An 11,303-nucleotide genomic window follows, 5' to 3' on the forward strand; every position below is an offset into this window, starting at 1 on the left:
CACCGACGGGGTGGAGGGGCCGGGCGGACCGTGTCACACACTGAGCGCGGCCCGTACGGTCCGTTCCGGCCGGAGGCCGCCCTCGCCGGATGAGGTGACCCGCCCCGATTCCAGTACGTAGTAGTGCTGGGCGGCCCGCATCGCGAAACCGACATGCTGCTCGACCAGCAGTACGGACAGGCCGCCGCGTCGCGTCAGAGCGAGGATCGTCTCCTCGATCTCCGCGACGACGGAGGGCTGGATCCCCTCGGTCGGTTCGTCGAGCAGCAGCCGGGGGCGGGTGATCGGGGCGCGGGCCAGGGCGAGTTGCTGTCGCTGGCCGCCGGAGAGCAACCCGGCCCGGCGGCCGGACAGTTCACGCAGCGCGGGGAAGAGGTCCAGCGCCTCGGCGACGGCCTCCTTGCCGTCGGAGCTTCCGTCCGCGATGAGTTGGAGGTTCTCGGCGGTGGTCAGATGAGGGAACGACTGCTGCCCTGAGGTACGTACGCGATACCGCGCGCCACCCGCTGGTGCGGGGCGAGGAGTGGCTCACCGCCGCGCGTACCGCGGGCACCATCACCGACCAGGGGGCCGGCGGGTCCAACTGAGGGAAACCTGACCGGACTTCGGGCGAACCTGTCCGGTTCGGAAAGCAACCCGCGAGGGTGTCGGCGGCGACTTGAGGACGGATCCCTCCCCCCACTATCAAGGGAGTCACCGTGCGCAAAAGACTCGCGCGCCTGGTCACCATCCTCGCCGCCCTCATCGCGATGGTCGCCATGCCCGTCACCACCGCGTCCCCCGCGCAGGCGGCGGAGGAGTGGAACCCGCCCGCGAACCTGGTGCAGCCGCTGGGCGAGGTGTGGAACCACGTCTCGTCGACCTATCCCGACCTCTACGGGTTCCGCAATTACGGCTGGGACCAGATCATGGCCAACAGGGGCAGCATCAACTACTGCGTCCGCTGGGAGTCGGACGCCCCGGTCAGCGCGGCGCTGCGCGACACGATCCACGCCTCGCTGAAGAAGCAGTTCGGTAAGTGGACGGCGGCGATGGTGGAGAACGGCCGAGGTCACAACGCGTGGCCGTACACCACCGTGCCGGTCAACATCGTCGGCTGGGCCGTGAAGAACCGCTCGACACTCCAGTGGACCGACAACTCCGTCGACGTCTACGCCGGAAACCTCGATGAGGGCGGCGCCCCGCAGTGTGCGCCGGACTGCGGCCGTTTCTTCCACCAGGACGGCAACTACTCACGCTGCCCCGGCGGCGCGGCCCGCCACTACGACCAGTCGCTCTGGCTGACCAAGGGGTTCCAGGGCGGCGCGGGCGGCGACTGGGGGCAGCGCCTCGGGCAGGAGTACTTCACCGGCGCGCTGGGCCAGGAGAACATCCACATCTACCTGCACGAAGTCGGCCACACCTTCGGTCTCGACGACTTCTACGACTGGACGCCGACGGGGCAGTGCTGCTTCCTCATGAAGGCGGGAGCGGCCGCCCAGATCACGGAGTTCGACAAGTGGATGTTCCGTGACTTCTGGCGCCATGTGAAGAGCCGGTACGGGCTCTGACCGCCTGAGACCGCCTGACTGTCCGGCCGTCTGAGACCGCCTGACTGTCCGACCGTCTGAAACCGCCTGACTGTCCGACCGTCTGAAACCGCCTGAAACCGTCCGAGACCGTCTGGAACGCAAAACGCCCGGGGCGTCCGGGCAGCCGACGAAGGCTGCCCGAACGCCCCGGGCGTCACCGAACAATCCAGCGATCGAGTCACGGTGTGACGTGATCGATCACCGTGTGGTGATTCAGACGAGGTCGAACCGGTCGAGGTTCATGACCTTGTCCCACGCGGAGACGAAGTCCTTCACGAACTTCTCCTTCGCGTCATCGCTCGCGTAGACCTCGGCCAGCGCGCGCAGCTCGGAGTTGGACCCGAAGACCAGGTCGGCGCGGCTGCCGGTCCACTTGAACTCGCCCGTGGCGTCGTCGCGGCCCTCGAAGGTGTTCTGGTCCTCGGAGGTCGCCTTCCACGTCGTACCCAGGTCGAGCAGGTTGACGAAGAAGTCGTTGGTCAGCGTCCCGGGGGCCGCGGTGAGCACACCGAGCGGCGACTGTCCGTAGTTCGTGTTCAGGACACGGAGACCGCCGATGAGGACCGTCAGCTCGGGGGCGCTCAGGTTGAGCAGGTTGGCCTTGTCGATCAGCAGGTACTCGGCCGGCAGGCGGCTGCCCTTGCCGAGGTAGTTGCGGAACCCGTCGGCGGCCGGCTCCAGCGCGGAGAACGACTCCACGTCCGTCTGTTCCTGCGACGCGTCCGCGCGGCCCGGCGTGAAGGGAACCTCGACGTCGAAACCGGCGTCCTTGGCGGCCTTCTCGACGCCCGCGGCACCGGCGAGGACGATCAGGTCGGCGAGCGAGAGCTGCTTGCCGTCGGTGCGGCCGTAGTTGAACGCACCCTGGATGCCTTCGAGGGCGGCCAGCACCACCGAGAGCTGGTCGGGCTCGTTGACCTCCCAGCCGACCTGCGGCTGGAGGCGGATACGGGCGCCGTTGGCGCCGCCGCGCTTGTCGCTGCCCCGGAAGGAGGAGGCGGACGCCCAGGCGGTGGACACCAGCTGGGACACGGTGAGGCCCGCGGCGAGGATCTGCTCCTTGAGCGCGGCGATGTCCTCGGCGTTCACCAGGGTGTGGGTCACCTCGGGGAGCGGGTCCTGCCACAGCAGGGTCTCGGAGGGGACCTCCGGGCCGAGGTAGCGCACGACCGGGCCCAGGTCGCGGTGGGTCAGCTTGAACCACGCGCGGGCGAACGCGTCCGCGAACTCGGCGGGGTTCTCCAGGAAGCGCCGCGAGATCTGCTCGTACGCCGGGTCGAACCGGAGCGAGAGGTCGGTCGTCAGCATGGTCGGGGCCAGGCTCTTCGACGCGTCGTGGGCGTGCGGGATGGTGCCCGCGCCCGCGCCGTCCTTGGCGACCCACTGGTGGGCGCCGGCGGGGCTCTTCGTCAGCTCCCACTCGTAACCGAACAGGTTCTGGAAGAAGCCGTTGCCCCACTGGGTGGGCGTGGCGGTCCAGGTGACCTCCAGGCCACTGGTGATCGTGTCGCCGCCCTTGCCGGTGCCGAACGAGTTCTTCCAGCCGAGGCCCTGCTCCTCGATCGGGGCGCCCTCGGGCTCGACGCCGACGTTCTCCGCCGGGCCCGCGCCGTGGGTCTTGCCGAAGGTGTGACCGCCCGCGATCAGGGCGACCGTCTCCTCGTCGTTCATCGCCATGCGGCGGAACGTCTCGCGGATGTCGCGGGCCGCGGCCAGCGGGTCAGGGTTGCCGTTGGGGCCCTCGGGGTTGACGTAGATGAGACCCATCTGAACCGCGCCGAGGGGGCTCTCCAGCTCACGGTCGCCGGTGTAGCGCTCGTCGTCGAGCCAGACCTTCTCGGGACCCCAGTACACGTCCTCGTCGGGCTCCCAGACGTCCGCGCGGCCGCCACCGAAGCCGAAGGTCTCGAAGCCCATCGTCTCCAGCGCCACGTTGCCGGCGAGGATCATGAGGTCGGCCCAGGAGAGGCTCTGGCCGTACTTCTTCTTGACCGGCCACAGCAGACGGCGGGCCTTGTCGAGGTTGCCGTTGTCCGGCCAGCTGTTCAGGGGGGCGAAGCGCTGCTGACCGGCGCCGCCGCCACCACGGCCGTCGCTGATGCGGTACGTACCCGCGCTGTGCCACGCCATCCGGACCATGAGCGGGCCGTAGTGGCCGAAGTCGGCGGGCCACCAGTCCTGCGAGGTGGTCAGCACCTCCGCGATGTCCTGCTTCACGGCCGGGAGGTCGAGGTTCTTGAACGCCTCGGCGTAGTCGAACTCCTCACCGAGCGGGTTGGCCACGGCGGGGTTCTTGGCGAGGATCTTCAGGTTGAGCCGCTCCGGCCACCACTGACGGTTTCCGCCACCCTGGGTCGGGTGCGAGGCCCGCCCGTGTACGACCGGGCAGCCACCCCCGCCCTCGGTCTTCGCGTCTACGACGATTGCATCATGGTTCTCAGTCATGGGAATCCTTCCGGGCCAGGTGGATGACGGTGCTCGGGAACTGCGGGTGGGGGGAACAGTCGGGGCGCGGACCCCGGGAGACGACCAGGGCCGCAGGCCGGCCCGACACACCGTACGAGCCCCGCCGCCATGGGGGCGCGGAGGGACTCGCGAGCGGTACGAAGGGGGAGATGGCCCGGACATCGCGCACCCGGGAAACCGTCACCTGCGAGCAGGGGCGGTGTGTCCCCTCGGCGGTGGTCCCGTCACGTTGTCTCATGCCGTACTGCAAACTTCCTGCCCCTTGGCTATCACCGGAGTCGATCCTACAATGGACAGAGTCCAAGTCAAGAAGTACGCCAGCTCCACATCCAATAGGAACCCGGACACCCGCCAGTGGAGCGAAGCGCGGGTGTCCCGCCGGACTCGAATAGGTGAACCGACATGAGCGACCTGCTGGAGCGGCTGCGGGGGCGTGGCTGGAGGATGACCTCCCAGCGGCGTGTCGTTGCGGAGGTCCTCGACGGCGACCACGTGCACCTCACGGCCGACGAGGTGCACGCCCTCGCGGTGCGGCGGCTGCCCGAGATTTCCCGTACGACCGTCTACAACGCCCTGGGTGAGCTGGTCTCCCTCGGTGAGGTCACCGAGGTCTGCACCGACGGCCGCGCCAAGCGCTACGACCCGAACGCCCGCCACCCCCACCACCACCTGGTCTGCTCGGGCTGCGGCGCCATCCGAGACGTCCATCCCACCGGCGACCCCTTGGCGGTGCTCCCGGTGGAGGAACGTTTCGGCTTCGCGGTCTCGGAGGCGGAAGTCACCTACCGGGGCCTGTGCCCGTCCTGCGTATAGCGCGCGACGCGAGGGGGCTGCGAGGGCGGGCCCCTCGGCACGGGGCGTGACGCCGTTGCGTCGGATGCGCCGGATATTCCGAATGCGCCGACTGTCCGGGGGCGGGATGGTGCTCTCGTCCCACCAGGACGGGGTGTTTCGCCTGGCCGACGAATCCGGTCCTGCCGTTGACTTCGGCCTTTGTTCCCGCCGGGGCGACCGCGACCACCGGCGCGTCGATTGCTTGATGGGTTTCCATTTCAGCGCTCCGTGAATTTGGTACGGAATCTTCGGCGGATCGTCGCCGATGCGGCGCGCCGCCCCCGGGGTGAGGTGGGGCAGCTGCGGCGCCGACCTGTTTGGTCGGCTCTCTGGTGGAAGGGCCGTAGAACATCGCTTGTCCGGTATGGCCGTCGAACCGACGACCTTCACCAAGCATCCCAATAACCCCCGACAAATACACGACTGCTCGCGCGATAACTCGCGCGATAGCGCACCCGATGGTTCCGATGGGGAGGTGTGATCCATTGCGAATTCGCGACTGGCGAGTAACGTGCTAAAAAGTTCAAGCATAAGAACTACGCATCCCCTGACGATGGAGACAGTAGTGTTAGGCCACGCGTCCGAACTGGCCTTTTCCCCCTCCGAGCCGCCGCCGATGTCGGTCGCGCTCGTCAGCCAGTACGGCCTCAGGCCGGTTCAGCTCTCGGGGTTCGCCACCCGGCTGGTCACGGAGCCGTGGGAAATTCGCTCAAGCGACGACGTTGTGTTGTTCCACGGTACGGATATGGCGCGGAACCTGGTGCGTTTCCTGGCCGGGGCGGAGGCAGGGCTGCCGCCCGTCGCGGTGCTGGCGCCCTGGCTGGACTGGGACGACGTGTCGGCGGCGTTCGATCACGGGGCCGTCAGCTACCTGCTGGAGAACCAGTACGCGTGTTTCCTCGACGAGGCGCTGAGATGTGCCGCCCACGGCGCCAGCATGCTGGACCCGTGGATCGCCGCGGAACAGGTCAGGATCGCCTCCCGGGCGAGAGCCGGAGCCAGAGCGGGAACCGGAGCCAGGACCACGGGTGGGGAGGGCGGCAGGGCGCGGCCGGAGGCGATCACCACATTGATGGCCACGCCGATAACCAAGGTGCCGCCGGCGGTAGTGCCACCAGCGGTCACAGCCCTGGAAGGCTGCTCGCGACTGTCCGAGCGGGAGTGCCGGCTCATGGACCTGCTCGCCTCGGGCCGTGATGTCCATGACATCGCCCGTGGAATGTTCCTGAGCGAGAAGACGGTCAGGAACTATCTGAGCCGCATTTACAAAAAGCTCGACGTGCACAGCCAGACCGAGGCGATCCTGCGGTGGCTCGGGCACTTGAAGACTCCCCTGCCCGGGTGAAGACCCCGCCTGCCCGGCTGAAGACTCCCCCTGCCCGGGTGAAGACCCCGCCTGCCCGGGTGAAGACTCCCCCTGCCCGGCTGAAGACTCCCCCCTGCCCGGCTGAAGACTCCCCTGCCCGGCTGAAGACCCCGGCTGCCCGGCTGAAGAACCATCGTGTTCCGGTTGAACCGGTTCGAAGAACTCTCATGTTCCGACTGGAGAAGCCCCCTGTCCTCCCTCCTTCTTGAGGAGCCCACCGCCCGTCTGGAGAAGACTTCCTGTGTGGGGCGCCGCGTTGTTCTCGGGCGCCGCCTCCTGGTGACGAGCGGGGGGAGGATCCCCTGCGCGCCCGGACCGGTGGACGCGCTCGCCGGGGTGCTGGGACTCGACGGACGGGGGCGCCTCCTCGATGTGGGATGCGGGCCGGGCACCCTCGCTCTGCGGTTGGCGGGCCGCATCGGCGAGATCGCCGATGCGGCCCACGCGTCAGTGTTACCAGCTGATGGCGTCGTCCATCGACGGCAGCCAGTACGTGACCTTGAGCGAGTTGTCGACGTAAACGCCCTTGGCGGGCAGCGAGGGCCGGGCGCTCGCACCGACGCTCTCGTTGCCGGAGGGGCCGCGGAAGGAGACGGTCAGGGACTTCTCCGTACGGCCGTGGGAGCCGCTGCCGTCGGCGGCGGACAGGTTCACGGAGGCGTAGCCGGACTCGCCCGGCTTGAGCGTGATGAGGCCGTCAGGGCGGGAGCCCTCAATGACCGGCGGCACCGACTGGGCCTCGCCGAAGCGGACGGCCGGGTAGCTGTACAGGTAGCAGGTGTCCCTGCCGGTGTTGGTGACGGTGAGGAGCATGTGGTTGACGGGACGGTTCAGCGGGGCTGCGACCGTCTTGGTGTTGGAGCCCTCGCAGGTGATCGTCTTGCGGGCGGCGGCGGGGGCCTTCGAGGCAGGGGCCTGCGCGGCCGGCTTGGAGCTGGCGGCGGCCGGTTCCACGTCGTTGGAGGAGTCGCCGTCGGAGGATCCGGAGGCGGCCGCCGGCGATGCGGGAGCGGCCGCCGCGGGAGCTGCGGCGGCGGTCGTGGCGTTCGTGGCGGAACCCGCCGACGCGCCCTCGTCGGCCACGCCCGTTCCCGTGCCGCACGCGGTCAGGGAGAGCGCGGTGAGTGCGACGGTCGCGGCGGAGGTCAGAAAACGGGTGCGGGAGTTTCGGATGCTCTGCATGTGGCTGCGCCCCTTCGGCGTTCAACGGATGTGGTGCTTGGATGACCGGAGTTTGTGGCGTGATCCGTCCCGACCGCCATGGACAGCGGGGAGTTCGGGACGCTGGAACGCTGAAATGGCATCTGACCAGGGGAAACACAGTGACCCTGGGACACGTGAATGGGACAACGGGGAATGGCGGAACGGGTGTCGGAGGCGAAAGGGGCCGGGGCGACGGACGAGTTCGCGGCGTTGCTGCGGGAGTTGAAGGAACGCGCGGGGCTGAGCTACGGGACGCTGGCCAAGCGGCTGCACATGAGTACGTCGACGCTGCACCGCTACTGCAACGGCACCGCGATGCCCAACGAGTACGCACCGGCGGAGCGCCTCGCGCGGGTGTGCCGGGCGACGCCGCAGGAACTGATGGAGTTGCACCGGCGCTGGATCCTGGCGGACGCGGTACGAAGGGGCAGGCCGGACCGGGCCACGGCGGCCGGTGGTTCGCCGGAGGCGGCGGCCGCCGGACCGGCGGCGGACTCGGCCGGGGCGGCGTCGACGTACGTACGGGGCAAGGACACCGAGCCGGTCGCCGTCGACGTACCGCGCGAGCCCGCGCCGCTATGGCGGCGCCGTAACGCGCTGATCGCCTCCGCCGCGCTGGCCGCCGTACTGGGAGCCGTGGTGCTCGCCGTCAATGGGCCCTTCGGCGGAGGCGGGCGCGAGGACGGCGCGGGGGAGCGGCGGGCAGGCGATACCGCCGCCGCGATCACCGGTTCGGGGGACATCACGGTACCGGCATGGACATACCCCGCCCCGGACACCACGAGCCCTCCCCCGAGCGACAAGATCCTCGGACCGTCCGCCTCCACATCAGCATCCACCTCCACCAGCGGCAGCACCGCCGCACCGCTGAACGTCGCCACCCGCCCCTACGTCTACGAAGACCCGTGCAGCCAGAATTTCCTGGTCGACAGCGAACCCGCGCAGGTCGGCCCGCCCGCGAACGAGCAGGACGCACCGCGCTGGGCCGCCGCCTACGGCGCGGTCTCCTCGGGGACACAGCGGGTCGCCCTGACCGTTCAGGGCGCCGGGCGGGACACGGTCGTGCTGGAGGCGCTGCATGTACGCGTCGTCACCAAGGGCGCGCCGCTCGCCTGGAACGACTATTCGATGGGGGTCGGCTGTGGCGGGGGCGTCGGAACCAAGTCGTTCGCCATCGACCTCGACGCGGGCAGCCCCACGGTCACCGTCAAGAACGGCCAGCGCGACTTCCCGTACAAGGTCAGCGAGTCCGACCCGGAGGTCTTCTACATCACCGCGCAGGTCAGGGCACACGACGTCCGCTGGGACCTCAGCCTGGACTGGTCCAGCGGCAACCGCCGCGGCACGGTGCGCATCGACAACGACGGCACCCCGTTCCGTACAAGCGCGGGCCTCGGCCGACCCGGCTACGACTACCCGCTGGGCGGCAGCGAGTGGATTGAACGGGTGGGCTGACCGGGACCGCGTGCGGAGTGTGTCAGGACAGCGAGGTGGGCCTGCGCGGAGGTGGGACGGCCCGGAGCAATTCCCACAGCGGACGGGAGCCACCCGCCCACTGGGCCAGGAGGGCGCGGTCCACCAGGTGGAGGCGCTGGGATCTGGCGAAGTCCAGCGCCGGGGCGGTGAAGCGGCCGTTGGTGAGCATGACGAGGACGTCGCCGTTGTGTATCTGGCGGCCGGTGCCGTTGAGGACCTGGAGGTCGGGCGTGCCCACGGCGGAGCCGGATATGCCTGCCTTGCGGTGCTTGCACTGGATCACCCAGCGCCGCCCGTACGGGTCGGTGGCCTTCACATCCGCACCGTTGTCGCCCCGCCCGCCCACCTGCTGCGCGTCCGCGCAGCCGTCGCGACGCATCAAGTCCCGTATGGCGAACTCGAACTGCTGGTGGTGCAGGCTGTCGAGGCGCTCGATCGCGTAACGCAGCCCCTGGGCCCGGACCCGCTCCCACCGCGCGGCCTCCCGCCTCCGACGCAGCCATACCGCGTACCCGCCTGCGGCCGCCAGCAGCGCGAGAACCACGACCCAGGGGTGCGCCGCCAGCCACCTCAGCACCGCCGTCACCATGGTCACGGCCGCCATGGCACCCAGGACGTATACCCACGCCTCCTGCGATTCCGCGCCCTTCCGCCGCCGGGGCCGACGGGGCCGGCGGCTCACCGCCCACTCCCCGGGCCGGGGAAGACGATCGGATACGAAACGGTCGGCGTGGGCCGCACGGCCGGCCTGTCCCACTCGGGCCGCTCGATCGGGTAGACCACCGCCGGCTGCGACCGTGGCTGCTGCCCCGGCAACCGCAGCTGCTCCGGCCGTACATCGGCACCCGAGCCCGTGTTGCCGTTGCCGAGGACGAACACCCCGGCCACGATCACCCCCAGAATGGCCGTCTCCCGACGAGCCCCGGCCGGGAGGCGGGTGTGCCTCCTGACCACGGTGCCGTTCGACTTCACGTACTGCTCGATCACGGGCACAGCCGTGTCCCCCCTCATCGGTCCAGCTACGCCTCCCCGCGCAACTGCCCCCATGAAAGCACCCGCCACTGACAACACGTCACTCCGAGATCGCCCTACGTGATCACTTCGAGCCACCGCCGCCCCGGACGGGGCGGCAGCCCCGCAGAAGGGCCCGAATCGATCGCGCGGCGCCCAAGGGCGCGGGACCGCCAGGAGTCCCGCCCCCTCTTCAACGGGTCATACGGCAGTGGGTCATACGGCAGTGGGTCATACGGCAGTGGGTCATGCGGTAGTGGGCCATCCGACCGGGCTCAGAAACGGTCCGGGGCGCGCGCCGGGAGCAGCGGTGGCCGTCGAGGTGGCGAGCGCGGGAGCCAGCGTTGCCGTGACACTCACGGCCAACAGGGGCGCGAGACGTCGTCTGCGCACGATATCGATCCTTTCGGTCGCATGTTCGAACAGGGGAGATCTTTCAGTAACCGGCACGCGTGCGGATCCTCCGCCGGGCTGCACTTCTCTCCGCCCTGGGAATGACACAACAGCCTTGTGCAGTAGCAGAGTTGTAAGGGGCGGGCAGCGTCTGCCCGGCGGGCGGTACCCGCCTCGGCGAGGAACGAACAGGAAGCGGCCACCGGCGCGACCTCGCCCAAGGCCGGATCAGCGAAGCCCCAGCTCATCTCTCCCCGGGAAGGGGCCGCACCCGAAGCCGTTTCCGAGGAGCGGAGCTGGTACGGCGAGGGCACGATCAAGCCCGGATCAGTGACCCGGGCCTTGATCGTTCAGTCGCACCGAGGGCTTCGCCTTCGACATGGAGCGGGTGAGGCGCCTCGTCGGCGCGTCGCGGTGGCAAGTCGGACGTGCCTGCGAATCGTCCTCAGAAGAGGCCCTTGTACCCCTGCCGGCCGGTGGCGACCTTTGCCCGCGCGCCGAAGGAGCCGTTGCCGTTGGAGCGGTAGAGAATGCCGGCCTTGTCGCGCATGATCACGTCGTTCTTGCCGTCACCCGTGAGGTCGCCGACGCCCACGATCGCGTTGTACGTGGCACCCCAGTTGGCGAACATGGTCACCCGCGGCCCCAGAGTTCCCTTCCCCGTGCCCTCGTACCGGTACAGGGTGCCGTTCTTTCCCCGGGCCAGGATGTCACCGAAACCGTCACTGTTCAGGTCACCGGCACCGATGACATGCGTATAGGCCGACCAGCCGGACCCGATTTTCTTACCGCCGGCGAGCTTGTTGCGGCCGTCGTTGGCGAAGTGAAGCTTCCCCTTGATCGTGGACACCTGGAGACTGGGACATGAGGTTCCAGAGGAAGTAGCACCAGGTGGGAAGCAAGTACACGAGGCGGTACACCGCGGAGTTCAAACGGGACGCGATCGCGCTCGTCGACTCCGCAGGCCGGACGGTCACCGAGGT

General features: G+C 69.2%; 9 protein-coding genes and 1 pseudogene. 4 read left to right on the forward strand and 6 right to left on the reverse strand.

Features of this window, described 5'->3' with window-relative positions:
* Positions 1-33: 33 nt before the first annotated feature.
* Positions 34-521: pseudogene (locus ACIP8W_RS15655) on the reverse strand (ATP-binding cassette domain-containing protein); the annotation flags it as partial.
* 177 nt (positions 522-698) lie between these two features.
* Here ACIP8W_RS15655 and ACIP8W_RS15660 point away from each other — a divergent pair.
* Positions 699-1,550 carry a hypothetical protein gene (locus ACIP8W_RS15660; RefSeq protein ID WP_402203316.1) on the forward strand — a complete coding sequence of 284 codons (852 nt, stop codon included), beginning with the start codon at positions 699-701 and terminating at the stop codon, positions 1,548-1,550.
* A 234-nt stretch (positions 1,551-1,784) separates the two neighbouring features.
* On the opposite strand, the gene katG is transcribed toward ACIP8W_RS15660, so the two are convergent.
* Positions 1,785-4,016, reverse strand: a complete 2,232-nt coding sequence (katG, locus tag ACIP8W_RS15665) for a catalase/peroxidase HPI (RefSeq protein ID WP_401958644.1) — start codon at positions 4,014-4,016, stop codon at positions 1,785-1,787.
* 423 nt (positions 4,017-4,439) lie between these two features.
* Between katG and ACIP8W_RS15670 the strand changes: the two genes are divergently transcribed.
* Together ACIP8W_RS15670 and ACIP8W_RS15675 are read left to right on the forward strand one after the other, a co-directional pair.
* Complete coding sequence (locus ACIP8W_RS15670; RefSeq protein WP_401958648.1) at positions 4,440-4,850, forward strand: Fur family transcriptional regulator; 411 nt, start codon at positions 4,440-4,442, stop codon at positions 4,848-4,850.
* A gap of 574 nt (positions 4,851-5,424) precedes the next feature.
* The gene (locus tag ACIP8W_RS15675; RefSeq protein WP_402203318.1) at positions 5,425-6,216 is read left to right on the forward strand and encodes a LuxR C-terminal-related transcriptional regulator; all 792 of its coding nucleotides are present in this window, start codon (positions 5,425-5,427) and stop codon (positions 6,214-6,216) included.
* Positions 6,217-6,690: 474 nt separating this feature from the next.
* On the opposite strand, the gene ACIP8W_RS15680 is transcribed toward ACIP8W_RS15675, so the two are convergent.
* The gene (locus ACIP8W_RS15680) at positions 6,691-7,419 is read right to left on the reverse strand and encodes a DUF4232 domain-containing protein (RefSeq protein ID WP_401958652.1); all 729 of its coding nucleotides are present in this window, start codon (positions 7,417-7,419) and stop codon (positions 6,691-6,693) included.
* Between the two features lie 174 nt (positions 7,420-7,593).
* On the opposite strand from ACIP8W_RS15680, the gene ACIP8W_RS15685 reads away from it, so the two are divergent.
* Entirely contained in the window at positions 7,594-8,895 is a 1,302-nt protein-coding gene (locus tag ACIP8W_RS15685; protein WP_402203320.1) for a helix-turn-helix domain-containing protein, read from the forward strand.
* Positions 8,896-8,917: 22 nt separating this feature from the next.
* Here ACIP8W_RS15685 and ACIP8W_RS15690 read toward each other — a convergent pair whose 3' ends face one another.
* The 3 genes from ACIP8W_RS15690 to ACIP8W_RS15700 all read right to left on the reverse strand — a co-directional run bounded on the left by ACIP8W_RS15690 (position 8,918) and on the right by ACIP8W_RS15700 (position 11,170).
* Complete coding sequence (locus ACIP8W_RS15690) at positions 8,918-9,598, reverse strand: restriction endonuclease (RefSeq protein WP_401958655.1); 681 nt, start codon at positions 9,596-9,598, stop codon at positions 8,918-8,920.
* Positions 9,595-9,903 carry a hypothetical protein gene (locus ACIP8W_RS15695; protein WP_401958657.1) on the reverse strand — a complete coding sequence of 103 codons (309 nt, stop codon included), beginning with the start codon at positions 9,901-9,903 and terminating at the stop codon, positions 9,595-9,597. The genes ACIP8W_RS15690 and ACIP8W_RS15695 overlap by 4 nt, the downstream gene beginning before the upstream one ends.
* 862 nt (positions 9,904-10,765) lie before the next feature.
* Positions 10,766-11,170 (reverse strand): FG-GAP repeat domain-containing protein, encoded by a 405-nt coding sequence (locus tag ACIP8W_RS15700; protein WP_402203322.1) that lies wholly within the window; start codon positions 11,168-11,170, stop codon positions 10,766-10,768.
* Between the last annotated feature and the right edge of the window lie 133 nt (positions 11,171-11,303).

The organism is Streptomyces sp. NPDC088554 (assembly GCF_044752945.1).
Lineage (GTDB): Bacteria > Actinomycetota > Actinomycetes > Streptomycetales > Streptomycetaceae > Streptomyces.